This is a genomic window from Micromonospora sp. DT231 (assembly GCF_049847025.1).
In the GTDB taxonomy this organism is placed as follows: Bacteria; Actinomycetota; Actinomycetes; order Mycobacteriales; family Micromonosporaceae; genus Micromonospora.
On the sequence record NZ_JBNCNO010000018.1, the window covers coordinates 40,055 to 64,293 of the forward strand.

General features: G+C 71.5%; 20 protein-coding genes. 7 read left to right on the forward strand and 13 right to left on the reverse strand.

The window, feature by feature from the left end; genetic code table 11:
* Nucleotides 1–79 precede the first annotated feature (79 nt).
* From zwf to pgl, 3 genes are all read left to right on the forward strand, one after another.
* Entirely contained in the window at nucleotides 80–1,585 is a 1,506-nt protein-coding gene (gene zwf / locus ACPXBU_RS31725; RefSeq protein ID WP_393364483.1) for a glucose-6-phosphate dehydrogenase, read from the forward strand.
* Nucleotides 1,582–2,598 carry a glucose-6-phosphate dehydrogenase assembly protein OpcA gene (locus tag ACPXBU_RS31730; RefSeq protein WP_425761015.1) on the forward strand — a complete coding sequence of 339 codons (1,017 nt, stop codon included), beginning with the start codon at nucleotides 1,582–1,584 and terminating at the stop codon, nucleotides 2,596–2,598. Before zwf ends, ACPXBU_RS31730 begins: the two co-directional genes overlap by 4 nt.
* Nucleotides 2,599–2,722: 124 nt before the next feature.
* Entirely contained in the window at nucleotides 2,723–3,493 is a 771-nt protein-coding gene (pgl, locus tag ACPXBU_RS31735) for a 6-phosphogluconolactonase (RefSeq protein ID WP_425761016.1), read from the forward strand.
* A gap of 10 nt (nucleotides 3,494–3,503) precedes the next feature.
* On the opposite strand, the gene ACPXBU_RS31740 is transcribed toward pgl, so the two are convergent.
* The 8 genes from ACPXBU_RS31740 to rapZ all read right to left on the reverse strand — a co-directional run bounded on the left by ACPXBU_RS31740 (nucleotide 3,504) and on the right by rapZ (nucleotide 10,587).
* The gene (locus tag ACPXBU_RS31740; protein ID WP_393362991.1) at nucleotides 3,504–3,845 is read right to left on the reverse strand and encodes an RNA polymerase-binding protein RbpA; all 342 of its coding nucleotides are present in this window, start codon (nucleotides 3,843–3,845) and stop codon (nucleotides 3,504–3,506) included.
* A gap of 140 nt (nucleotides 3,846–3,985) precedes the next feature.
* The gene (gene secG, locus ACPXBU_RS31745; protein WP_393364486.1) at nucleotides 3,986–4,246 is read right to left on the reverse strand and encodes a preprotein translocase subunit SecG; all 261 of its coding nucleotides are present in this window, start codon (nucleotides 4,244–4,246) and stop codon (nucleotides 3,986–3,988) included.
* Between the two features lie 98 nt (nucleotides 4,247–4,344).
* Nucleotides 4,345–5,136, reverse strand: a complete 792-nt coding sequence (tpiA, locus tag ACPXBU_RS31750) for a triose-phosphate isomerase (RefSeq protein ID WP_425761017.1) — start codon at nucleotides 5,134–5,136, stop codon at nucleotides 4,345–4,347.
* Nucleotides 5,137–6,336: a phosphoglycerate kinase gene (locus tag ACPXBU_RS31755; protein ID WP_425761018.1), complete on the reverse strand. Its 1,200-nt coding sequence runs from the start codon at nucleotides 6,334–6,336 to the stop codon at nucleotides 5,137–5,139. It abuts the gene before it with no gap.
* Nucleotides 6,333–7,337 (reverse strand): type I glyceraldehyde-3-phosphate dehydrogenase, encoded by a 1,005-nt coding sequence (gene gap / locus ACPXBU_RS31760; protein WP_393363000.1) that lies wholly within the window; start codon nucleotides 7,335–7,337, stop codon nucleotides 6,333–6,335. Before gap ends, ACPXBU_RS31755 begins: the two co-directional genes overlap by 4 nt.
* A 266-nt stretch (nucleotides 7,338–7,603) precedes the next feature.
* Nucleotides 7,604–8,584 (reverse strand): DNA-binding protein WhiA, encoded by a 981-nt coding sequence (gene whiA / locus ACPXBU_RS31765; protein ID WP_030491583.1) that lies wholly within the window; start codon nucleotides 8,582–8,584, stop codon nucleotides 7,604–7,606.
* Nucleotides 8,585–8,638: 54 nt separating this feature from the next.
* A complete protein-coding gene (locus ACPXBU_RS31770) occupies nucleotides 8,639–9,706 on the reverse strand; it encodes a gluconeogenesis factor YvcK family protein (protein ID WP_425761019.1) in 1,068 nt (355 codons plus the stop codon).
* Nucleotides 9,703–10,587, reverse strand: a complete 885-nt coding sequence (rapZ, locus tag ACPXBU_RS31775) for an RNase adapter RapZ (protein ID WP_393364489.1) — start codon at nucleotides 10,585–10,587, stop codon at nucleotides 9,703–9,705. The genes ACPXBU_RS31770 and rapZ overlap by 4 nt, the downstream gene beginning before the upstream one ends.
* A gap of 231 nt (nucleotides 10,588–10,818) precedes the next feature.
* Here rapZ and ACPXBU_RS31780 point away from each other — a divergent pair, with 231 nt between their 5' ends.
* Complete coding sequence (locus ACPXBU_RS31780) at nucleotides 10,819–11,202, forward strand: hypothetical protein (protein ID WP_425761020.1); 384 nt, start codon at nucleotides 10,819–10,821, stop codon at nucleotides 11,200–11,202.
* 113 nt (nucleotides 11,203–11,315) lie between these two features.
* Nucleotides 11,316–13,157, forward strand: a complete 1,842-nt coding sequence (recQ, locus tag ACPXBU_RS31785) for a DNA helicase RecQ (protein ID WP_393363009.1) — start codon at nucleotides 11,316–11,318, stop codon at nucleotides 13,155–13,157.
* Between the two features lie 110 nt (nucleotides 13,158–13,267).
* Here recQ and ACPXBU_RS31790 read toward each other — a convergent pair whose 3' ends face one another.
* The 5 genes from ACPXBU_RS31790 to rsgA all read right to left on the reverse strand — a co-directional run bounded on the left by ACPXBU_RS31790 (nucleotide 13,268) and on the right by rsgA (nucleotide 22,500).
* Entirely contained in the window at nucleotides 13,268–13,927 is a 660-nt protein-coding gene (locus tag ACPXBU_RS31790) for a C39 family peptidase (protein ID WP_425761021.1), read from the reverse strand.
* Between the two features lie 1,229 nt (nucleotides 13,928–15,156).
* Complete coding sequence (gene uvrC / locus ACPXBU_RS31795) at nucleotides 15,157–17,181, reverse strand: excinuclease ABC subunit UvrC (protein ID WP_425761022.1); 2,025 nt, start codon at nucleotides 17,179–17,181, stop codon at nucleotides 15,157–15,159.
* 156 nt (nucleotides 17,182–17,337) lie between these two features.
* Nucleotides 17,338–17,823 carry a Rieske (2Fe-2S) protein gene (locus tag ACPXBU_RS31800; protein ID WP_425761023.1) on the reverse strand — a complete coding sequence of 162 codons (486 nt, stop codon included), beginning with the start codon at nucleotides 17,821–17,823 and terminating at the stop codon, nucleotides 17,338–17,340.
* A gap of 495 nt (nucleotides 17,824–18,318) precedes the next feature.
* Entirely contained in the window at nucleotides 18,319–21,264 is a 2,946-nt protein-coding gene (gene uvrA / locus ACPXBU_RS31805) for an excinuclease ABC subunit UvrA (RefSeq protein ID WP_425761024.1), read from the reverse strand.
* 165 nt (nucleotides 21,265–21,429) lie between these two features.
* Nucleotides 21,430–22,500, reverse strand: a complete 1,071-nt coding sequence (rsgA, locus tag ACPXBU_RS31810; protein WP_425761025.1) for a ribosome small subunit-dependent GTPase A — start codon at nucleotides 22,498–22,500, stop codon at nucleotides 21,430–21,432.
* A gap of 178 nt (nucleotides 22,501–22,678) precedes the next feature.
* Here rsgA and ACPXBU_RS31815 point away from each other — a divergent pair, with 178 nt between their 5' ends.
* Together ACPXBU_RS31815 and ACPXBU_RS31820 are read left to right on the forward strand one after the other, a co-directional pair.
* Nucleotides 22,679–23,395 (forward strand): maleylpyruvate isomerase family mycothiol-dependent enzyme, encoded by a 717-nt coding sequence (locus tag ACPXBU_RS31815; RefSeq protein ID WP_425761026.1) that lies wholly within the window; start codon nucleotides 22,679–22,681, stop codon nucleotides 23,393–23,395.
* Between the two features lie 7 nt (nucleotides 23,396–23,402).
* Entirely contained in the window at nucleotides 23,403–24,056 is a 654-nt protein-coding gene (locus tag ACPXBU_RS31820; protein ID WP_393363029.1) for an MBL fold metallo-hydrolase, read from the forward strand.
* Nucleotides 24,057–24,239 lie beyond the last annotated feature (183 nt).

Sequence of the window (24,239 nt, forward strand, 5' to 3'; positions counted from 1 at the left end):
AGGGGGCACCGTGAGCGCGAGGAGTGAGCCGGGGTCGCAAGCCCCGCAAGCGCGAACCGAAGGTGGCTCGACGAACCCGCTGCGCGACCCGCAGGACCGCCGGTTGCCCCGGATCCCGGAGCCGTGCGCTCTGGTGATCTTCGGGGTGACCGGCGACCTGGCCCGCAAGAAGCTGCTCCCCGCCGTCTACGACCTGGCCAACCGGGGGCTGCTGCCACCGGGTTTCGTGGTGCTCGGCTTCGCGCGCCGCGACTGGGGTGACGGCGACTTCGAGACGCTCGCCTGCGAGGCGGCCCGCAAGCACGCTCGTACCCCCTGGCGGGACGAGGTGTGGGCACGGCTGGCCGGCAACATCAAGTTCGTCGGTGGGTCGTTCGACGACGACGCCGCCTTCGACCAGCTTGCCTCGACGCTCGACGACCTGCGTCAGACCCACGGCATCACCGGCAACGCGGCGTTCTACTTCTCCATCCCCCCGGCCGCGTTCCCGGTCGTGCTCAAGCAACTGGCCCGCACCGGGATGGCCGACAACGAGAAGTCCGGCGGTTGGCGTCGGGTCGTGGTGGAGAAGCCGTTCGGCAACGACCTGCCCTCGGCGAAGTCGCTCAACGACCTCGTCGACGACGTGTTCACCCGGGAGGACGTCTTCCGGATCGACCACTACCTGGGCAAGGAGACAGTTCAGAACATCCTCGCCCTGCGGTTCGCCAACAACCTGTTCGAGCCGCTGTGGAACTCCAAGTACGTCGACTCGGTGCAGATCACCATGGCCGAGGACGTCGGCATCGGCACCCGCGCCGGCTTCTACGACACCGTCGGCACCGCCCGCGACGTGCTCCAGAACCACCTCCTGCAACTCCTCGCCCTGGTGGCGATGGAGGAGCCGACCAGCTTCGACGCCGACGAGATCCGGGCCGAGAAGCTGAAGGTGCTCAAGGCGATCACCCTGCCCAAGGACGTGGCCCGGGACACGGTGCGCGGGCAGTACCTGCCCGGTTGGGTGGGCGGCGAGCGCGCGGTCGGCTACCTGGAGGAGCGGGACGTTCCGACCGACTCCACCACGGAGACGTACGTGGCGGTGCGGCTGGGCATCCAGAACCGCCGGTGGGCGGAGGTGCCGTTCTACATCCGGGCCGGCAAGCGGCTGCCCCGGCGGGTCACCGAGGTCGCCATCATGTTCAAGAAGGCGCCGCACCTGCCGTTCAACGACGCCGACATGGAGTCGCTCGGCAACAACCAGTTGGTCATCCGGGTGCAGCCGGACGAGGGTGTGGTGCTCAAGTTCGGCTCGAAGGTGCCGGGCACCACGATGGAGGTCCGCGACATCGCGATGGACTTCCAGTACGGCGAGGCGTTCACCGAGTCCAGCCCCGAGGCGTACGAGCGGCTGGTGCTGGACGTGCTGATCGGTGACCGCACCCTGTTCCCGGACGCGGCCGAGGTCGAGCAGAGCTGGCAGGTGATCGACCCCCTGGAGCACGCCTGGGCGGGCACCAAGCCGGAGCCGTACCGGGCCGGCGAGTGGGGGCCGCGCGCCTCCGACGAGATGCTGGCCCGCGAGGGCCGCGCTTGGAGAAGAGCATGATCGGGCTGTGGGACACCACCGGCAACGAGGTGGTCAAGGCGCTCGCCGCCGAGCGACGCAGCGCCGGCGGCGTGGCCAGTGGCATGGCGCTCACGCTCATCGTGGTGGTGGACGAGAAGCGGGTCCGCGAGGCGGAGGCGGCGGCGACGATCGCCGCCGCCGCCCACCCGTGCCGGCTGCTGGTGGTGGTCCGCTCCGAGATCGAGCGGGACCGCAACCGGTTGGACGCGGAGATCGTGGTCGGTGGCCGGCTCGGCCCGTGCGAGGCGGTGGTCACCCGGATGTACGGCCGGCTGGCCCTGCACGCCGAGTCGGTGGTCATGCCGCTGCTGGTTCCGGACGTGCCGGTGGTCACCTGGTGGCACGGCGAGCCGCCGGCGGAGATCGCCACCGACTTCCTCGGGGTGGTCGCCGACCGCAGGATCACCGACTCGGCGCAGGCCGCCGACCCGGTGGAGGCGCTGCGGCAGCGAGCCCGGGACTACGCCCCGGGCGACACGGACCTGGCGTGGACCCGGATCACCCCGTGGCGGACCCTTGTCGCCGGCGCGTTCGACACCGCCAGCGAGCGGGTCGTCGAGGCGACAGTGGTCGCGCCGCCCACCGATCCGACGGCGGCGCTGATGGTCGGTTGGCTGTCCAGCCGCCTCGGCATCACCCCGCACCGGGTGGACTCCGACGAGTTTCCCCGGATGCGGGAGGTGCGGTTGAGCTGCGCCAACGGCGATCAGCTGTCGTTGACCCGCGAGGACAGCATGGCGGTGTTCCGGCGTACCGGCCAGGACGACCGGGCTCTACCGCTGGTCCGCCGCCCGCTCGGTGACGAGTTGGCGGAGGAGCTGCGGCGTCTGGACGCCGACCAGGTGTACGCGGAGGCGCTGGGCGCGACGGTCGGGCTGCGGGGGCTGGAGCAGCGTCTCCCGCAGCGGGTGCACGTGTGGAAGGATCCGGCCACCGCGCGGCGCGCCGAGGCCGGGGTCACGGCGCACACCGGCACCAGCGGCGAGAGCTGAAGGCCTGCCGGGGCAGGGGCCGGTGTGGACCGGCCCCTGCCCCGGGACACACCATCTCGGGCACACCGGTCCGGGCACGACGCGACAGCGACCGCCGGGCGGTCGGGAAACGAAGGCGCATCCCATGAGTGAGGCGAGTGTCGCCGTCCACGCCGACGCCGACCTGCTGGCGCAGGCGGTGGCGGCCCGGTTGTTGGTGAAGCTGCTCGACGCCCAGGCCGACCGGGGCGAGGCCTCGGTGGTGCTCACCGGTGGCCGGATCGCCGCGGCCGTGTACCGGGCGGTGGCGACGCTGCCCGCCCGCGACGCGGTGGACTGGTCCCGGGTCGACGTGTGGTGGGGCGACGAGCGGTTCCTGCCCTCCGGTGATCCGGACCGCAACGAGACCCAGGCCCGAGCCGCTCTGCTGGACGTGGTGCCGCTGGACCCGGCCCGGGTGCACCCGATGCCGGCCTCGGACGGCCCGGCCGGCAACGACCCCGAGGCGGCGGCCGCCGCGTACGCGGAGGAGTTGGCGCGTGCGGCCCGGCCCGGGCACGCCACGCTGCCGCACTTCGACGTGCTGATGCTGGGCGTCGGCGAGGACGGGCACGTCGCCTCGGTCTTCCCCGAGCACCCGGTGCACTACGAGACCCGGCCGGTCAGCGCGGTGCGGGGCAGCCCCAAGCCGCCGCCGATGCGGACCACGCTCACCCTGCCGACGATCAACACCGCCGAGGAGGTCTGGCTCGTGGCCGGCGGCGCCGACAAGGCCCGCGCGGTGGGTATGGCGTTGGCCGGCGCCGGGCCGGTGCAGTTGCCGGCCGCCGGGGTGCACGGGGTGGGCCGTACCCGCTGGCTGCTGGACCGGGCGGCGGCAGCCGACGTGCCGGCACGACTGCGCAGCCTGCGCTAGGCGGACCGCTTCACTCGCCCCGGCGACGGCGGAGCGCCGCCAGCGCCTCGTTCAGCAGGGCCTCCCCCTCCTCGGCGGTGCGCCGCTCCTTCACGTACGCCAGGTGGCTCTTGTACGGTTCGGCGCGGGTCCGGCCGGGCGGGTTCTGGGCGTCCCGGCCGGCGGGCAGGCCGCAGCGGGGGCAGTCCCACCGGGCCGGCGCCTCGGCGTCCGCAGCGATCCGGATGTTGGTCCGGTGGTCGTTGCGGCACCAGTAGGTGACGTCCTGTCGGGGGGCGGGTTGGTGTCGCTCGTCGGGGCGCATGGGCGCGGAACCGACTCGGGCGCCGCGGATGACGTTGCCACTGGGCACGGCTGCTCGCTCCTGTCGTCGGAGGGGACCCGCCGTCTTTCAGGGGTGGACGGCGGGCGACGCGGTGCAGCGGAGAAAAGCCTGCGCGCGGCCCGTCGAGTGACGGACCGCGCGCAGATTGTACGACTTGATGAGCGTGCTCAGGTGCCGCTGTTCATCTGGAGGCGCAGCCAGAGCCCGAGCCCGACGATGGCGGCGAACCAAACGATGCTCACCAGCACGGTGTAGCGGTCCAGGTTCTTCTCCGCCACGGACGAGCCGGCGAGGCTGGAGCTGACGCCACCGCCGAACATGCTCGACAGGCCACCGCCCTTGCCGCGATGCAGCAGGATGAGCATGGTGAGCAGAATGCTCGTGACGATCAGCAACACGATCAACGTGTATGCGAACCAGATCGGCAGCATGGCAGGGGTCAGTCCTCTCGTAGCGATCCTCGCCCGGTCAGATCGGGCACGGTGGCACCGACCGGCGGACGGGCGGTGTCAAGGATACCGAGCGATCAGCGGGCGATGTGCTCCGGGAACCGGCAGATCTGCGCGAATTCCTCCGCGTCCAGGCTGGCGCCCCCCACCAGGCCCCCGTCCACGTCCGGCTGGGCCATGATCGAGGCGGCGTTCGACGCCTTGACCGAGCCGCCGTAGAGGACCCGTACCTGGTCGGCGGTGTCCTGGTCGAAGCGTTCCGCGAGTCGCTGACGGACCGCCCCGCAGACCTCCTGGGCGTCCTCCGGCGTCGCGGTCTTGCCCGTGCCGATCGCCCAGACCGGCTCGTACGCGATCACGACCTGCCGCACCTGCTCGGCGGTGAGCCCGGCCAGGCCCCCGTCGAGCTGGTCGGCGCAGTGCGCCACGTGGGTGCCCTGCTCGCGGACGTCCAGCCCCTCACCGACGCAGAGGATCGGCGTGAGGCCTTGCGTCAGCGCCGCCTTGACCTTGGCGTTGACGAGCGCGTCGTCCTCGTTGTGGTAGGCCCGCCGCTCCGAGTGCCCGACCACCACGTAGGTGCAGCCGAGCTTGGCCAGCATCGCACCGGAGATCTCCCCGGTGTACGCGCCGGACGTGTGCGCGGAGAGGTCCTGCCCGCCGTAGCCGATGAGCAGTTTGTCGCCGTCGACAGCGGTCTGCACGGTCCGCAGGTCGGTGAAGGGCGGCAGGACGACCGTCTCGACGTCGGTGAGCTGCTTCTCGGTGAGGCTCGCCGCCAGCTTCTGCACCAGCAGGTTGGCCTCGAGGTGGTTGAGGTTCATCTTCCAGTTGCCGGCCATCAACGGCCGACGGGTCGTGCTCGACATTCAGTTCTCCAGGGCCGCGATGCCGGGGAGGGTCTTGCCCTCGAGGTATTCCAGGGAGGCGCCGCCGCCCGTGGAGATGTGCCCGAAGGACGACTCGTCCAGCCCCAGGGCACGGACCGCCGCCGCCGAGTCACCGCCACCGACGACGCTGAACGCGTCGGCCTTGGTGATCGCCTCGGCGATGCCCCGGGTGCCCGCCGCGAAGGCCGGCATCTCGAACACGCCCATCGGGCCGTTCCAGAAGATCGTCTTCGCCGAGGACAGCGCGGCGCTGAAGCCGGCGACCGTCTCCGGACCGACGTCCAGACCGAGCCGGTGGCTCGGGATGCCGTCGACCCGGACCGTGTCGTGCGCGGCATCCGGGGCGAACGCGTCCGCCACCACCACGTCGACCGGAAGCATGATCTTGCCGTTGGACCGCTCCAGCAGGTTGCGGCAGGTCTCGACCATGTCCTTCTCCAGCAGCGACGTGCCCACCTCCAGGCCCTGGGCCTTGAGGAAGGTGAAGCACATCCCGCCACCGATGAGCAGACGGTCGACAGTGGGCAGCAGCGCCTCGATCACGGCGAGCTTGTCGGACACCTTCGACCCACCGAGCACCACCACGTACGGACGCTCCGGGTCGGCGGTGAGCGTGGAGAGCACCTCGACCTCCCGCAGCACCAGTCGGCCCGCGACGTGCGGCAACCGGGCCGGCACGTCGAAGACGCTCGCGTGCTTGCGGTGCACGGCACCGAAGGCGTCGTCCACGTACGCGTCGCCGAACGCGGCGAGCTGGTCGGCGAAAGCGCCCCGCTCGGCCTCGTCCTTGCTGGTCTCGCCCGCGTTGAACCGCAGGTTCTCCAGGAGGGCGACCTGACCGTCGGCCAGGTCCGCGACCGTGGAGCGGGCGGACTCGCCGACGGTGTCGGTGGCGAAGTGCACGGGCCCGCCGAGCAGCTCACCGAGCCGCCCGGCGACCGGGCGGAGGCTGAACTGCGGGTCCGGTGCGCCCTTCGGGCGGCCCAGGTGCGAGCAGACGACAACCTTCGCGCCGGCCTCGACCAGCGCGCCGAGGGTCGGCAGCACCGCGCGGATGCGGCCGTCGTCGCTGATGGCTCCGGACTGCTTGTCGAGCGGGACGTTCAGGTCGGCGCGCACGAGCACGCGCCGACCCGACACCCCCTCGGCGAGCAGGTCGTCGAGGGTCCGGATGCTCACAGCGACGAACCGACCAGCTTGACCAGGTCGACCAGGCGGTTGGAGTAGCCCCACTCGTTGTCGTACCAGCCGACGACCTTGACCTGGTTGCCGACGACCTTGGTCAGCGGCGCGTCGAAGATGCACGACGCCGGGTCGGTCACGATGTCGCTGGAGACGATCGGGTCCTCGTTGTAGACGAGGATGCCCTTGAGCGGGCCGTCCGCGGCGGCCTTCAGCGCGGCGTTGACCTCGTCCACGGTGGTCTCCCGACCCACGTTGACGGTGAGGTCGGTGACCGAGCCGGTCGGGATCGGCACCCGCAGCGCGTAACCGTCGAGCTTGCCCTTGAGGTCCGGCAGGACCAGACCGATGGCCTTGGCGGCGCCGGTCGAGGTCGGGACGATGTTCAGCGCGGCGGCCCGGGCCCGACGCAGATCCGAGTGCGGCGCGTCCTGGAGGTTCTGGTCCTGGGTGTACGCGTGGATCGTCGTCATCAGACCGTGCTGGATGCCGAACGTGTCGTGCAGAACCTTCGCCATCGGGGCGAGGCAGTTGGTGGTGCACGAGGCGTTGGAGATGATCGTGTGCTTCGCCGGGTCGTAGGTGTCGTGGTTGACACCCATGACGACGGTGACGTCCTCGTTCTTCGCCGGGGCGGAGATGATGACCTTCTTGGCCCCGCCGTCGACGTGCGCCTTCGCCTTGGTGGCGTCGGTGAAGAAGCCGGTCGACTCGATGACGACGTCGGCGCCCACCTCACTCCACGGCAGCTTCGACGGGTCCTTCTCGGCGTACGCCTTGATGGTCTTGCCACCGACGGTGATCTCGTCGGCGGTGGCCTTGACCTCGTACGGCAGGCGGCCCAGGATGCTGTCGTACTTGAGCAGGTGGGCGAGGGTGCCGTTGTCGGTCAGGTCGTTCACCGCCACGACCTCGATGTCGGCGTCGGACGCCAACACTGCCCGGAAGAAGTTACGGCCGATTCGGCCAAAGCCGTTGATGCCAACCCGGATGGTCACAGGTCCCATCTCCTCGCGTTCTGGTCCGCCGGCTTCAGACAACGGGCCGGCGGGAATGGTGTGCGCCGACCGTTGGAGCCGGCCGGTGACGGTTCATCTCGGCCACCCCGCCGCGCGGTCTGCGGACCTGACCGCCCGAGGCGGTGGGCACGGCGAGGAGTGCCGGTGTCGGCCCCCTTGCCGTACGCAGCGACCCTATCCGAGCGTGCGAGACCACGCTGCGCCGGGTCGTGCTCCCGGGCACACCGTGCGGCCCCACCGTCCTATCAGACCACGAGCATGTCGGGCGTGACTGCCGCTTCCGTATCCGGGATGCCGAGGTCCCGGGCCCGCTTGTCGGCAAGCGCGAGCAGCCGGCGGATCCGCCCGGCGATCGCGTCCTTGGTCAGCGGCGGGTCGGCGAGCGCGCCCAACTCCTCCAGCGACGCCTGCCGGTGCTCCAGGCGCAGCCGCCCGGCGTCGGTCAGGTGGTTGGGCGCCTCCTCGGCGAGGATCTCCAGCGCCCGGGTGACCCGGGCGGCGGCGGCGACCGCGGCACGCGCCGAGCGGCGCAGGTTGGCGTCGTCGAAGTTGGCCAGCCGGTTGGCGGTGGCCCGCACCTCCCGGCGTACCCGGCGCTCCTCCCAGGCCAGCACGCTCGAGTGCGCGCCGATGCGGGTGAGCAGCGCGGCGATCGCGTCGCCGTCCTTGACCACCACCCGGTCCACCCCGCGCACCTCGCGGTTCTTGGCGGTGATGCCGATGCGCCGCGCCGCGCCGACGAGCGCCAACGCCGACTCCGGGCCCGGGCAGGTGATCTCCAGTGCGCTGGAGCGGCCGGGCTCGGTGAGCGAGCCGTGGGCCATGAACGCGCCCCGCCACGCGGAGACCGCGCAGCAGACGTTCGCCGCCACCACGTGCGGGGGCAGCCCACGCACCGGGCGACCCCGCACGTCGAGCAGGCCGGTCTGCCGGGCGAGGGCCTCACCGTCCTTGACCACCCGCACGATGAAGTGGCTGCCCTTGCGCAGGCCACCGGAGGCCAGCACGTGGATCTCGCTCGGATATCCGTAGACCTCGGCGATCTCCCGGCGTAACCGCCGGGCGACCGCACCCGTGTCCAGCTCTGCCTCCACCACCACGCGGCCGGAGACGATGTGCAGCCCGCCGGCGAAACGCAGCAGTGCGGCCATCTCCGCCCGCCGACAGCAGGGCTTGGGCACGTCGACCCGACTCAGCTCGTCCTTGACCGCGGCCGTCATCGCCATTGTGCGTCCCCTCACGGACCGGTTCCGGCGTGTCGCCGGAGATTACGTACGTGTCTAACGATCGGCACCCAGGACAGGCACCAGCGCGGCGCCCAGGGCAGCCGGATCATGGCGGGGAGTGCCGTCGGTGACGGCGACGGGGGCGAGGACCAGGCGGGCACCAAGCGATTCTGCCGCACGTTCGACCGGTTCGGGGTCACCCACCGCCAAGGCATCGGCGAGCACGAGATCCACCTTGAGTTCGGCCAGGTACCAGTGCAGGGCCGCGAGGTGGTCGGCGGCCGAGAGCCCGAGGGTTTCCTTCTCCGCGGCGAGGTTGAGCGTGACCAGCCGCCGGGCCGAGGTGGACACGATCGCGTCGGCCAACTGCGGCACCAGCAGGTGCGGGAGCACGCTCGTGTACCAACTGCCCGGCCCGAAGATCAACCAGTCCGCCGCCATGATCGCCTCGATGGCCTCGGCGCAGGCCGCCGGCGCGGCGGGCGTGAGACGCAGCGACTCGACCCGCCCGGTGGTGACCGCCACCTGGTGCTGGCCACGCACGGTCCGCAGCTCGTCGGGGGCGGCCGGGTCGACACCGCGTACCTGCGCCTCGATACCGACCGGCTGCCGGGACATCGGCAACACCCGGCCGACGGTCCCGAGCATCGCGCCGGCGTGCTCCAACGCGGCCACCGGGTCACCGAGCAACTCCATGAGACCGCAGAGCACCAGGTTGCCCACCGCGTGCCCGGCCAGCCCGTCGGCGCCGGCCGACGCCCCGTCGGTGCCGCTCGGGGCCGCACCGACCCGGTCCGGGTCGTCGCCCGCCGCCGGAGCAGGGTCGGTCGCCCCCGATCGGGGTACGCCCACCGGTACGGCGGCGAAGCGGTGCTGGAACAGCCCGGCGCTGCGTCGGGTGGCCGGGTGGTCGCCGGCAAGCGCCACGAGCGCCTGCCGCAGATCGCCGGGAGGCAGACCACCCCGCTCGGCGCGCAGACGGCCACTGGAGCCACCGTCGTCTCCGACGGTGACCACGGCGGTGATGTCGAGGTCGAGTTCGGGCGCGCAGTGGCGCAGTGCCCGCAGCGAGGCGGAGAGCCCGTGTCCACCGCCGAACGCCACCACCCGGCGGGCCGTCACTCGCGCCCCAGATCGCGGTGCTGGGCGTTCGCCGCCAGCCCGGAGTGGCGCAGGCGGCTGGACAACTCCTCGGCGATGGCCACGCTGCGGTGCTTGCCGCCGGTGCAGCCCACGGCGACCGTCAGGTACCGCTTGCCCTCCCGCTCGAAGCCGGCGGTGGTGGCGTTGACCAGGTCGGCGTACGAGGCGACGAAGGCGTCCGCGCCCTCCTGGCCCAGCACGTACGCGCTGACCGCCTCCTCCCGACCGGTGTGCTCGCGCAGCTCCGGCACCCAGTACGGGTTCGGCAGAAAGCGGGCGTCGAGCACGAAATCGGCGTCCGGCGGCAGGCCGTACTTGAAGCCGAACGACAGCACGGTGACCCGCAGCCGGCGGGCGTCCTCGCCGCCGAACAGCTCCTCGATGCGCCGACGGAGCTGGTTGACGTTGAGGTGGCTGGTGTCGATGATCACGTCGGCCTGGTCGCGCGCCTCCTCCAGCAGGCCACGCTCCACGGCGATGCCGTCGGCCAGCCGCCCGTCGCCCTGCAACGGGTGCGAGCGGCGAACGCTCTCGAAGCGCCGGATCAACACCTCGTCGTCGGCGTCGACGAAGACCACCCGGGGCGAGAAGCCGCGCTCCTTCAGCTCCCGGATCGCCCCGGCCAGGTCGGTGGAGAAGGCCCGCGACCGCACGTCCAACACCATCGCGGTACGCCGGGCCGCGCCGCCGGCCTTGAACGCCAACTCGGCCATGTCCAGCATCAGTGCCTGCGGCAGGTTGTCGACCACGTAGTAGCCGACGTTCTCCAACGCCCGGGCGACGGTGCTGCGGCCACCCCCGGAGACGCCGGTCACCACCACGAGTGTGGTCTCCGACTCGGCCGCCTGCTGCCCGTCCACGGCGGCCGGATCGTCGATCCGGTCACCGGCTGCGCGCGCCTCGCTCACCCGTACCCCCAAGCTGTGGCGCCGCGGCCCCCTCGGCCGCGATTGGTCAATCAGCGACTCTATCCCGCCATCTCCCCCGAGGGCCGACGCCCGTCGCGGGTCGCCCGGCGGACGACGGCCGCGGGTCGCGCTCCCGACAGACTTCGCCCTTGATGACGATCAGTAATCATCAATAGACTCTTCGTGATCGTCGCAGGTCAGACCGACATCTGGGAGGGTGCGATGCACGACCTTGCGGACAAGAACAAATACATCGGCTTCCTGTTCATGCGGATCAGCCCGGAGTACTTCGCGCTCGGCCGGGAGGGCATCCACGAGGTCTCCGCCGAACACGCGCGGGACCTGGGCCGCTTCGCCAAGCAGCTCACCCACGTCGTGACGACCGGCGTGAACGGCAAGTACGACCAGGTCACGATCGTCGAGGGGGACACCCTCGAGGAGATCAACGCGGCGGCCACCGCCTTCCGGATGGGTGGCAAGGCCCGCTACATCGAGATCGTGGACATCGTGGTCGGGATGAAGGCCCCGCCGCGCGGTCTGGCGAACCGCTCCAAGCAGCCCGATTGACCCCGTCCCCCCGGCGCGCCCGCCACTCGGGTGCGCCGGGCAGACTCGGGTGCGCCGGGCGGACTCGGGTGCGCCGGGCGGGCGCTGTCGGGGTTGGCTCGTAGACTCCGCGAATGGCTTCTCCCACCGACCTGCGCACCGAGGACGCTCTGCCGGTGCTGCGCCGGGTGTTCGGCTACGACGCCTTCCGCGGTTTCCAGCAGCAGGTGATCGACCACGTGGTCGGCGGTGGCGACGCCCTGGTGTTGATGCCCACCGGTGGCGGCAAGTCGCTGTGCTACCAGATCCCGGCCCTGGTCCGCGACGGCGTCGCGGTCGTCGTGTCGCCGCTCATCGCGCTCATGCAGGACCAGGTGGACGCCCTCACCGCGGTCGGCGTCCGCGCCGGCTTCCTCAACTCCACCCAGACCCTGGACGCCCGACGCCGGGTCGAGGCCGCCTTCGTGGCCGGCGAGCTGGACCTGCTCTACCTCGCCCCGGAGGCCCTTGGCGTCCGGTCCACCCTCGCCCTGCTGGACCGAGGTCGCATCTCCCTGTTCGCGATCGACGAGGCGCACTGCGTGTCCCAGTGGGGGCACGACTTCCGCCCCGACTACCTGGCGCTGTCGATGCTGCACGAACGCTGGCCCCAGGTCCCCCGGATCGCGCTGACCGCCACGGCGACGAGCGCCACCCGCACCGAGATCGCCAGCCGGCTCAAGCTCGACGACGCGCGGCACTTCGTGGCCAGCTTCGACCGGCCCAACATCCAATACCGGATCGTGCCCAAGCGGGAGCCACGCAAGCAACTGCTCGCCCTGCTGCGCGACGAGCACCCCGGCGACGCCGGGATCGTCTACTGCCTGTCCCGCGCCTCGGTCGACAAGACCGCCGAGTTCCTCGTCGCCAACGGCATCGCCGCCCTGCCGTACCACGCCGGCCTGGACGCGGGCACCCGCGCTCGCAACCAACAGCGCTTCCTGCGCGAGGACGGCCTCGTCATGGTGGCCACCATCGCCTTCGGCATGGGCATCGACAAGCCCGACGTCCGGTTCGTCGCCCACCTCGACCTGCCCAAGTCCGTCGAGGGCTACTACCAGGAGACCGGCCGCGCCGGGCGTGACGGCCTGCCCTCCACGGCCTGGCTGGCGTACGGGCTGCAGGACGTGGTCCAGCAACGCAAGATGATCGAGACCTCCGACGGCGACCTCGCCCACCGCCGCAACCTCGCCGCGCACCTGGACGCGATGCTCGCCCTCTGCGAGACGGTGCGCTGCCGACGGGTCCAACTGCTCGAATACTTCGGCGAGCGGACGCCGTCCGCCTGCGGCAACTGCGACACCTGCCTCAACCCGCCAGAGACCTGGGACGGCACCGTCGCCGCCCAGAAGCTGCTCTCCGCCGTCTACCGTCTCGACCGCGAACGCAACCAACGGTTCGGCGCCGGGCACTGCATCGACATCCTGCTCGGCAAACAGACCGACAAGATCAGCCAGTACGGTCACGACTCACTCACCGTCTTCGGCATCGGTGCCGAACTGAGCGAGGCGGAGTGGCGGGGCGTCGTCCGACAACTGCTCGCCGAAGGGCTGCTCGCCGTGGAGGGCGACTACGGCACGCTGGCCCTGACCGAGGCGAGCGCCGACGTCCTGGGTCGCCGTCGCACTGTCACGATGCGCCGCGAGCCGGAGAAGCCAGCCTCCAGCCGCTCGTCGAAACCGCGCGGCGCGGCCACCGTGGTGGCCGAGTTGACACCCGCCGCCGCGTCGCTCTTCGAGCGGCTGCGGAGCTGGCGGGCGGCCACCGCCAAGGAGCAGGGCGTCCCGGCGTACGTGATCTTCCACGACGCGACGCTGCGACAGATCGCGAGCGACGCGCCGGGCACGCTGGCCGACCTGTCCCGGATCAGCGGCGTCGGCGAGAACAAACTCGCCAAGTACGGCGAGCAACTCCTCGGCGTCCTCGCCGCCGACTGACGTCGACCAATGCCGAAGGGCCGGACCCCGTGGTGGGGTCCGACCCTTGCAGCGGCGCGGCCTTACCGGTGGTGCGGCCTTGCGGTGGTGCGGCCTTGCCGTGGTGTGGGTCAGCTGGTGGCGTAGCCGCGGGTGGCGATCCAGTCGGCGAGGTGCTCGACGCTGATCTGGTACGCGGCCTGGTTGGGGTCGGCGGAGTCGGCGATGGTGACGGTGTTGCCGTTGTCGCGGTAGCCGACGACGCTGATGTAGTGCCCGCCCTCGTAGGAGTGGGCGACCCCGTCGGTGTCGGTGCTGGTGCCGGCGATGTTGGCGACCACGGCCCGGCCGTCGTCGACGGTCTTCACGACATCGGCGCGCAGCCGGTCGGTCTGTCCGGCGTCGGCGTCGGGGCTGCTGATCTCCACGGACCGGTAGGCGTCGTTCTTACCGGTCTCCTTGTTCAGCACCGGGGTGATGTCGTTGATGGAGTTGGTGCCGGCCTCGGTGGTGCCCATTTCCTTGGCCATGTCGTCGACGTTGATGTTCTTGCCCTGCACGCTCAGGGCGTTACGGGTCGCGGCGGGCCCGCAGTAGTAGAAGTTCGGCTGCGCCTCGTAGCGCACACCCAGTTCCCGCTCACCGTGGGTCTTGCGGTCGGTCTGGGTCTGCGTGGTCGGCTTGGCCTCCGACGCGGCGTAGGCGGCGGTGACGGGTCCGGCGATGGCACCACCGGTGAACGCGAGGCCGGCGGCGGTCAGAGCGGTCTTACGGATCAGATCGGTACGCATGATGGCGTGCTCCTCTGCATCGGGGGTGCCCGCGCCGCCTCCGGGGGTGGGTGGTGGCGCGGGGGTAGTTCGAGGGGGTTCTGCCCGGTGACCCGGGAGGGGGTCGGCGTCGGGACAGGGTGCAACGGTTCGTGGTGGCGGGTCATTCCGCCTTCCTGGGGTCGGCGCATTCCGCCTGCCCGAGGGGTCGGCCGGTGGTTCTCGGCCGTGCGGGGGGTGTAACCGGGGCGGGCCGGCGGGTGTTCCCGGCGGCTGTCTCCGGCGGCGAGTTCCCGGCGGCCGGCTCCGGTGGGAGGACCGGGCGGCTGCCGTGCCGGCCCGTTGTGGTGCTCGGCCGTTGTGGTGCTCGGCCGTGCGGGGGATGTAACCGGGGCGGCCGGCCGGGTGTTCCCGGCGGCTGACTCTGGCGGGCGGACCTGGCGGTGGTTCCCGCCGGGGCCGGCACACCATGACCCGGACTGTTGCGGTGCTCTGCCAGGTATAACGACCCGGGCCGGCCGCCGATTTCGCCACCGGGGTGGCCCCGATCACCCGACAATACGGCCCAAACCCGACAATCGACCCAGCCCAGCCGACCGGACACGGCGGCCGCGGGGGCGTGATCCACTCGGGTTCCGTGAAGACGCGCTGTCCGGGGGCCAGGGATACCCCGACATCATGGAACCCGAGTAGATCATGCCAGCGTGCACCGTTTCGGCACCCGCGCCGGCCCGACCCGGGTGCCGGGGGCCGAAACGCCACGTGCACAGGCACCCTTCCATGATCGTGCTCGATTCAGGAAATAGGCCCCTCGGTGCGCCGACGAGGCCACTACAACCAGGATCGAGCACGATCATGGGCGTGGACCACGCACGACCACGCACGACCACAGACGCGCAGCGCACACGACCACGGGCGCGGACCGCGCACGACCACGGGCGCGCACCGCACGACCACAGGCGCGCACCGCACTACCACAGGCCCGGACCGCGCACGACCACAGACGCACACCGCACACGACCACAGACGCGGACCGCACACGACCACAGACGCACACCGCACACGACCACAGACGCGCACCGCGCACGACCACAGACGGACACCGCGCACGACCACAGGCGCGGGTGCCCGGATCAGGTAGATCTGCACGGGGGGCGGGTTGTGGGTCGCGCACGTCGACGGCCCGGCCCAGGTTCAGATCGTGCTGGCCTGCTGGGAGGGACTGATCGCGCCGAACGGCGCGGGCGGCCTCAGGTGCCCGGTGTCGCTGCCGCACTCTCGTCGGTCGTCGCGTCCTTGTCGGTCGTCGTGTCCTTGTCGGTCGTCGCGTCCTTGTCGAGGGCGGCCAGGATCGCCTCGGCGGTACGTCGACCCACCCCGGGCACCTCGATGATCTCCTCGACTGTTGCGGCGGAGAGCCGCTTGAGGGACCCGAAATGGCGCAGCAGCGCCTTGCGCCGTACCTCCCCGAGGCCGGGCACGTGGTCCAGCGCCGACTCGGTCATCCGCTTGGATCGGCGCTGCCGATGGAAGGTGATGGCGAACCGGTGGGCCTCGTCGCGGACCCGTTGCAGCAGATAGAGCCCCTCCGAGGTGCGCGGCAGGATGACCGGCAGGTTGTCGTTCGGGAGCCAGACCTCCTCCAACCGCTTGGCCAACCCACACAGCGCCACGTCGTCGATCCCCAGGTCGGCGAGGGCCTGCGCGGCGGCCGCGACCTGTGGGGCGCCGCCGTCGACGACCACCAACTGCGGTGGGTACGCGAATTTCCGCGGCCGGCCGGTGGTCGGGTCGATCAGGACACCGACCTGGGGCTCCACCGCGTCTTCCGGGGCCGCCTGGTCGTCGGCCGACTCCACCCCCACCTCGCCCGTCTCGGCCCGCGCGTCCAGGTATCGGGCGAATCGGCGGCGGAGCACCTCGGACATGGCGGACAGGTCGTCGGTGGCACCCCGGACGATGAACCGCCGGTACTCGCTCTTGCGGGGCAGCCCGTCCTCGAAGACCACCATGCTGGCGACCACGTCGGTGCCCTGGATCTGGGAGATGTCGAAGCATTCGATGCGCAGCGGGGAGGTGCGCATGTCCAGCGCCTCGCTGATCTCGTCCAAGGCCTTGCCCCGGGTGGTCAGGTCACCGGAACGTTTCAGCTTGTGCCGGGCCAGCGCGTCCTTCGCGTTGCGCTCCACGGTCTCCATGAGTGAGCGTTTGTCGCCGCGCTGCGGCACCCGCAGCGACACCCGGCTGCCCCGGTGGTCGGAGAGCCACTCCGCCAGCGCGTCGGCGTCGGCGGGCAGCTCGGGCACCAGCAACTCCCGGGGGACGTCGGCCTCACCCTGCTCACCCCCGTACACCTGGGTGCAGAAGTGGTGTACCAGGTCTCCGGTGGTCAGGTCCTCGGTCTTCTCCACCACCCACCCTCGCTGGCCGCGGACCCGGCCGTCGCGAACGTGGAAGACCTGCACGGCCGCCTCGAGCGGGTCGTCGGCGAACGCGACCACGTCGGCGTCGGTGCCGTCGCCCAGCACCACTGTCTGCTTCTCCATGGCCCGGCGCAGCGCGGCCACGTCGTCGCGCAGCCGGGCGGCACGCTCGAACTCCAGCTGCTCGCTCGCCTCGGTCATCTCGCGCTCGATCTTGCGGACCATGGTGTCGGTGCGTCCGGCCATGAAGTCGCAGAACCCGTCGACGATCGCGCGGTGCTCGTCGGCGGAGACGGTGCCGACGCACGGCGCCGAGCACTTTCCGATGTAGCCGAGGAGGCAGGGACGGCCGACCTGGCCGGCGCGCTTGAACACGCCTGCCGAGCACGTCCGGGCGGGAAACACCCGCAGCAGCAGGTCGAGGGTCTCCCGGATGGCCCAGGCGTGCGAATACGGACCGAAGTAGCGCACCCCCTTGCGCTTGGCACCGCGCATCACCTGCAACCGGGGGTATTCCTCGTTGAGGGTGACGGCCAGGTAGGGGTACGACTTGTCGTCGCGGTAGCGGACGTTGAACCGGGGGTCGTACTGCTTGATCCAGGTGAACTCGTGCTGGAGCGCCTCGACCTCGGTGCCGACGATGATCCAGTCCACCGACTCGGCGGTGGTGACCATCTGCCGGGTGCGCTCGTGCAGATTCCAGACGTCGCCGAAGTAGGAGTTGAGCCGGCTGCGCAGGTTCTTCGCCTTGCCGACGTAGATCACCCGGCCGGTCCCGTCGCGGAAGCGGTAGACCCCCGGTGACTCCGGGATGGTGCCGGGTGCGGGACGGTAGGTCGAGGGGTCAGCCACGCCAACAAGCCTAGTCCGCACCACCGACAGCCCGTTGCAGGCGCTAGATCCACTCGGTTTCCGGGAAGTCGGGGGGTCGGCTGGCCGCAGACACCCCGAGGTCCTGGAACGCGAGTCGATCATCTGGCGGGGGCGATTGCCGCTCCCCCGAGCCGGTCAGGCCAGCGAGATCTGGTCTCCGGTGATCTTGATGTCCTTGGGGGGCAGCGGCTTGGTGGCGGGGCCGGCCTTCACCGAGCCGTCCTCGATCGAGAACTTGCTGTTGTGGCAGGTGCAGTTGATGGTGCCGCCGTCGACGTTCGTCACCGGGCAGTTCTGGTGGGTGCAGATCGGGCTGAAGCCCTTGAACTGGCCGGCCACGGGCTGGGTGATGACCACACCCTGGGCGGCGAGGACCTTGCCGCCGCCGACCGGGATGTCGGCGGTGGTGGCAAGCGACTGCGCGCCCTGCCGGTCGCCGCCACCCGCGTCACCGGTGCTGGGCACCGCCGGGCCCCCACTGGTGGGAGCACCACTGCCACTGTCGCCGTCGTCACTGCCGCAGGCCGCCAGGACGACGGCCGCGCCGACCGCCCCGACGCCGGTGAGCAGGGTACGACGTGTCTGCGTACCCGGACCGGTCAGCGCCTGATCGTCACTCATGCCTCGCCTCTCTCTAACCCGCCGCGCCGGTCAAGAGCCGGCCACACCTTGTCCACACGAGCAACTGTGCCGGATGGTTCATCACAGCATCCGTCCGAACCGGGAAATGAGACGGGGCGCGCCTCGACCGCCCAGGCCACGCCGTCACGAACGCCGCGACACCAGTCGGGGAACCGCCGCCGACCCGACCGGACGCCCCGCACCGGAGTCCGGCCGGTCCGGACCGGAACCAGAGCGCACGAACCGAGCGGGTCGCAGCGAGCCGCGAACGACCGGCCGGACCGGGCCCGGCCGGACCGGGCCGCACGAACCGGCCGGACCGGGCCGCACGAACCGCCCGGACCGGGCCGCACGAACCGCCCGGACCGAGCCGCACGAACCGCCCGGACCGGGCCGCACGAACCGCCCGGACCGGGCCGCACGAACCGCCCGGACCGGGCCGCACGAACCGGCCGGTTCGCACGAAGCCGATCAGGCGCTGTCAGGAGGTAACTGTCAGCGTGCGGCGGCGGGCACCTTGCGGCTCGCCCGCGCCTTGGTGACACCGTTGGCCTTGGCCGCCCGGGTGGTGGCGGCCGCGGCGCCGGCGGCGGCGCCGTCGAGCTTGAGCACCTGGCGCAGGAACTCGCCGGTGTGGCTCTCGGCCACCTCGGCAACCTCCTCGGGGGTGCCCGTGGCGAGAACGGTGCCGCCCCGGTGGCCCCCCTCCGGACCCATGTCGATCAACCAGTCGGCCGTCTTGATCACGTCGAGGTTGTGCTCGATGGTGATCACCGTGTTGCCCTTGTCGACAAGCCCTTCCAGCACCATCAGCAGCTTGCGGATGTCTTCGAAGTGCAGACCGGTGGTCGGCTCGTCGAGCACGTAGACCGTCCGTCCGGTGGAGCGCTTCTGCAGCTCGGACGCGAGCTTGACCCGCTGCGCCTCGCCGCCGGAGAGGGTGGGCGCGGGCTGGCCGAGGCGTACGTAGCCCAGGCCGACGTCGACAAGGGTCTTGAGGTGCCGGTGGATGGCCGGGATGGCGGAGAAGAACTCGGCGGCCTCCTCGATCGGCATCTCCAGCACGTCCGAGACGGTCTTGCCCTTGTAGTGCACCTCCAGGGTCTCCCGGTTGTACCGGGCGCCCTTGCAGACCTCGCAGGGGACGTACACGTCGGGCAGGAAGTTCATCTCGATCTTGATGGTGCCGTCGCCGGAGCAGGCCTCGCAGCGCCCGCCCTTGACGTTGAAGGAGAACCGACCCGGGCCGTACCCGCGTACCTTCGCCTCGGTGGTCTCGGCGAAGAGCTTGCGGACGTGGTCCCAGACCCCGGTGTAGGTGGCCGGGTTGGAGCGCGGCGTCCGGCCGATCGGCGACTGGTCCACGCCGACGACCTTGTCCACGTGCTCCAGCCCGGAGACCCGGGTGTGCCGGCCGGGCACCAGCCGGGCGCCGTTGATCTGGTTGGCCAGCACCGCGTACAGGATGTCGTTGACAAGCGTTGACTTGCCCGAACCACTCACCCCGGTGACCGCGATCAGCTGGCCCAGCGGGAACGGGACGGTCAGGTTGCGCAGGTTGTGCTCCCGCGCGCCGTGCACCACAAGCTCCCGACCGGGATCCTGCGGGCGGCGTGTCGACGGCGTCGGGATCGACCGACGCCCGGACAGGTACGCCCCGGTGATCGACTCCTTGTTCTTCAGCAGCGCGGGGACCGAGCCGCTGTGCACGATCTTGCCGCCGTGCTCGCCCGCGCCGGGCCCGATGTCGACGATCCAGTCCGCGACGCGGATGGTGTCCTCGTCGTGCTCCACCACGATCAGCGTATTGCCCAGGCCGCGCAGCCGGATCAGGGTCTCGATCAACCGGTGGTTGTCGCGCTGGTGCAGCCCGATCGACGGCTCGTCGAGCACGTAGAGCACACCCACCAGGCCGGAGCCGATCTGGGTGGCGAGCCGGATGCGCTGCGCCTCGCCGCCGGACAGCGTGCCGGCCGGCCGGTCCAGGGAGAGGTAGTCCAGGCCGACGTCGAGCAGGAACCGCAGCCGGGCGTTGATCTCCTTGAGGACCCGCTCGGCGATCAGCTTCTGCCGGTCGGTCAGCTCGATGCCGGCGAGCAGGTCGGCGCACTCCCCCACGGACAGGTTGCAGACCTCGGCGATGCTCCTGCCGGCCAGGGTGACCGCGAGCACCTCGGGCTTGAGTCGAGCGCCGCCGCAGGCCGCGCACGGCACGTCGCGCATGTAGCCCTCGTACTTGTCGCGGGACCACTCGGACTCGGTGTCGGAGTGCCGGCGCTCGATCCACTGCACCACGCCCTCGAAGCCGGTGTAGTAGGAGCGCTCACGGCCGTACTTGTTGCGGTAGCGCACGTGCACCTGGTCGTCGGAGCCGTGCAGGATCGTCTTCTGCGCCCGCGCCGGAAGCGCCCGCCACGGGGTGTCGACGTCGAAGTGCTGGGCCTCGCCGAGCGCCTCCAGCAGGCGCAGGAAGTATTCCAGGTTGTGCCCGGTGGACCAGGGCTGGATGGCGCCCTCGCGCAGGCTGCGCTCCGGGTCGGGGACCAGCAGCTCCGGGTCGACCTCCTTCTTGGTGCCCAGGCCGGTGCACTCCGGGCAGGCGCCGTAGGGCGCGTTGAAGGAGAAGACCCGGGGCTCGAGATCCTCGATGGCCAGCGGGTGGTCGTTGGGGCAGGCCAGGTGCTCGGAGTAGCGGCGCTCCCGGTCCGGGTCGTCCTCCGGCAGGTCGACGAAGTCGAGCAGCACCAGGCCGCTGGACAGGCCCAGGGCCGCCTCGACCGAGTCGGTCAGCCGCTGCTTGGCGCTCGCCTTGACGGTGAGGCGGTCGATCACCACCTCGATCGTGTGCTTCTCCTGCTTCTTGAGCTTCGGCGGCTCGGTCAGCGGGTGCACCACGCCGTCGACCCGGGCCCGGGCGTAGCCCTTGGCCTGCAACTCGGCGAAGAGGTCGACGTACTCGCCCTTGCGACCACGGATGACGGGCGCGAGCACCATGAACTTGGTGCCCTCGGCCATCGCGAGGACCCGGTCGACGATCTGCTGGGGGCTCTGCCGGGAGATGCGCTCGCCACAGACCGGGCAGTGCGGCTCGCCGATGCGGGCGTAGAGCAGGCGCAGGTAGTCGTAGACCTCGGTGATGGTGCCGACGGTCGATCGCGGGTTGCGCGAGGTGGACTTCTGGTCGATGGAGACGGCGGGGCTCAGGCCCTCGATGAAGTCGACGTCTGGCTTGTCCATCTGGCCGAGGAACTGCCTGGCGTACGACGAGAGCGACTCGACGTAGCGGCGCTGCCCCTCGGCGAAGATCGTGTCGAAGGCCAGGCTCGACTTGCCCGACCCGGACAGCCCGGTGAACACGATGAGTGCGTCCCGGGGCAGGTCGAGACTGACGTCACGCAGGTTGTGCTCGCGCGCGCCACGGATGATCAGTCGGTCGGCCACGGTGCGTGTACTCCCGGGAGAAGACGAAGCGAAGGATCTGTCCCGCTCTGGGATGATCTGAGCGGTCGTGCGGGCGCGGAAATCACGCCTCGGCAACTCTAGCCCCGAGGTATGACAGTTTTCCCCGCCCGCACATTCCCCCAGCTCAGCCCGGTCGGCCGCCGGTCAGAACCCGCCCGGCGTCGGAGGCCGGGCGGCCCGTCGCCGGGCCGAACGCCACCCACCGCGCCGTTCCGCCGCCACCCGCGCCTCCCGCCGTCGGCTCTCCTGGGCCACCTCGCCCTGCAGCCGCCGCCAACTCTCCCACCGACGGGTGGGCAGCTCGCCGGTCTGCAGCGCCTCGCGGACCGCGCAGGCGGGCTCGCCGTCGTGGCCGCAGTCGGCGTACCGGCAGCCCTCGGCCAGCCCGGCGATATCCGCGAACGCCCGGTCGAGCCCGACCGCGCCGTCCAACAGGCCCACCGCGCGCACCCCGGGCGTGTCGATCACGGCGCCGCCGCCGGGGATCGGCACGAGCGCCCGCCAGGTGGTGGTGTGCCGACCCTTGCCGTCCACGCGTCGGATCGTCTGTGTGGGCATCATCACCGCCCCGACCAGCGCGTTGACCAGGCTCGACTTGCCAGCCCCGGAGGGCCCGAGCAGGCCGAGCGTGCGGCCGGGCGTCACTTCGGCGCGCAGCGGGTCCAGTCCGACCCCGCGTTCGGCGCTGACCGGCAGCACCGGCACCCCGGGGGCGACCGCGGCCAGCTGGCGGGCCAGCGCGGCCGGGTCGGCCGCGAGGTCGGCCTTCGTCAGCACGACGAGTGGCCGGGCGCCGGACTCGTGGGCCAGGGCGAGCAGTCGCTCGATGCGGCCCACGTCCGGCTCGGGGTGCACCGGCTCCACCACGGCGGCCGTGTCCAGGTTGGCCGCCAGCACCTGGCCGCTGGCGTCCTTGCCGGCGGTACGGCGGATCAGCGCGCCCCGCCGCGGTAGTACCGCCTCCACGGTGACGCGGCGGTCCGGCCAGGTGGTGAGCAGCACCCAGTCTCCGGCGCAGGGCAGCGCCGACGGGTCCCGGGCGGCGGTGGCCAGCACCGCGCCGCCCAGGCTGGCGCGGACCGGGCCGGCAGCCGTGAGCACCGTGCAGACCCCCCGGTCGACCCGGGCCACCCGGCCCGGGTGGTGCTCGCCGCGTCGTGCGGCGTACGTCTCCCGCTCGGCATCCCAGCCGAGCGCGGTCAGATCGATCGTCATGGCATCCTCATCGGTGTCGGAGCAGGTGATGGCGGAACACGCGTGCCACGTCCGGCATGATCACCACCTCCGTCCGATGTCCCGGTGCCGCGTCTGCCGCTGACGGTAGGTCGCGCGCCGACGCGCCGAAAGCGATTTCCCCGGCGACGGCGCGGCGGCGGACCGCTAGGGTCGACGGGTGACCACGGATCCGCTCCTGTTGATGGGCGAGGTGGACGCGGCCACCAGCCGACTCCTGCGTACCGCAGCGTCTTTCGACGCCGCGGACCTGGCCGCCGCGTCGCTGCTGCCGGGCTGGACGCGCGGGCACGTGCTGGCGCATCTGGCGCGCAACGCCGACGGCTTCGTCAACCTGCTCACGGCGGCCCGCACCGGCGAGGCATTGCCGATGTACGCCTCGCTCGCGGCCCGCACCACCGACATCGAGACCGGCGCGGACCGCCCGCCCGCCGAGCACCTGGACGATCTGCGGCGCACCGCCGACCTGTTCGTCGAGGCGGTCGCGGCGATGCCCGCGCAGGCCTGGGCGGCGACGGTGCAGGCCCGCAGGGGCCCGTGGCCGGCCGCGCTGCTCGTGTGGGGTCGGCTGCGCGAGATCGAGGTGCACCACCTCGACCTGGCCGCCGACTACCGACCCGCGCACTGGTCGGAGACGTTCGCCCACCGGCTGCTGCGCGAGGCGGCCAGCCATCACTCCACGGGTCCGACACCGCCGTCGTTGGTGCTACGCCCGGACGGCAGCGGGCACGAGGTGGTGATCGGGGACCGCGTCGACGCCCCGGTCGTCGCCGGGCCCGTGCCCGACCTCGCCGCCTGGCTGATCGGCCGTGCCGACGGCGGCTCGCTCTCCGTCACTCCCGACGGCCCCCTGCCTACTCCACCGGAATGGATCTAGAAAAGTCATGACTTATAGCGGAGACGTCACCCACGGCGGCCCGCCGGCCGTACGCGAGCTGGACGGGCTGACCATCAGCAAGCTGTCGGTGGGTCCGATGGACAACAACGCGTACCTGCTGCGCTGCACGGGCACCGGTGACCAGGTGCTGATCGACGCCGCCAACGAGGCGCCCCGGCTCCTGGAGCTGATCGGCGACGGTGGGCTCACCGCCGTGGTGACGACCCACCAGCACATGGACCACTGGGTGGCCCTGGAGGAGGTCGTCGCCAAGACCGGCGCGCGGGCCCTGGTGCACGCCGACGACGCGGACGGGCTGCCGATCGAGGCGGAACGTCTCGCCGACGGCGACACCGTGCCGGTCGGCGACTGCGCGCTGGAGGTCATCCACATCAAGGGGCACACCCCGGGGTCGATCGCCCTGCTCTACCGCGACCCGGCGGGCACCCCGCACCTTTGGACCGGTGACAGTCTTTTCCCAGGTGGTGTGGGAAACACGGAGCAGGACCCGGAGCGCTTCGCCGCTCTGATCGGCGACGTCGAGCACAAGCTGTTCGACAAGCTCCCGGACGACACCTGGTTCTACCCCGGCCACGGCAGGGACAGCACCCTGGGAGCGGAACGCCCAGCCCTCCCCCAATGGAAAGCAAGAGGCTGGTAACCAACCACACAGGGAACCAAACGCTGACCGTTCACCCTGAAGATCTCTCAACCCTCGGCGGACGCGGCACGACCGGACGGAACGGAACCCCGACGGGGGCGGGGGCGGGGCCGGCCCGCCGCCGGGGGAAACCCGACCCCCCCCCCCCCGGCCCCCCCCCCCCCCCCCCCCCCCCCCCCCCCC

Bases quoted from the DNA above. Each gene is read 5' to 3' on its own strand.
- rsgA (WP_425761025.1), bottom strand. From the start codon at position 22,500: ATGACGATCGATCTGACCGCGCTCGGCTGGGATGCCGAGCGGGAGACG.
- recQ (WP_393363009.1), top strand. From the start codon at position 11,316: ATGGCTTCTCCCACCGACCTGCGCACCGAGGACGCTCTGCCGGTGCTG.
- ACPXBU_RS31820 (WP_393363029.1), top strand. From the start codon at position 23,403: ATGACTTATAGCGGAGACGTCACCCACGGCGGCCCGCCGGCCGTACGC.
- ACPXBU_RS31730 (WP_425761015.1), top strand. From the start codon at position 1,582: ATGATCGGGCTGTGGGACACCACCGGCAACGAGGTGGTCAAGGCGCTC.
- tpiA (WP_425761017.1), bottom strand. From the start codon at position 5,136: ATGTCGAGCACGACCCGTCGGCCGTTGATGGCCGGCAACTGGAAGATG.
- ACPXBU_RS31790 (WP_425761021.1), bottom strand. From the start codon at position 13,927: ATGCGTACCGATCTGATCCGTAAGACCGCTCTGACCGCCGCCGGCCTC.
- ACPXBU_RS31800 (WP_425761023.1), bottom strand. From the start codon at position 17,823: ATGAGTGACGATCAGGCGCTGACCGGTCCGGGTACGCAGACACGTCGT.
- whiA (WP_030491583.1), bottom strand. From the start codon at position 8,584: ATGGCGATGACGGCCGCGGTCAAGGACGAGCTGAGTCGGGTCGACGTG.
- pgl (WP_425761016.1), top strand. From the start codon at position 2,723: ATGAGTGAGGCGAGTGTCGCCGTCCACGCCGACGCCGACCTGCTGGCG.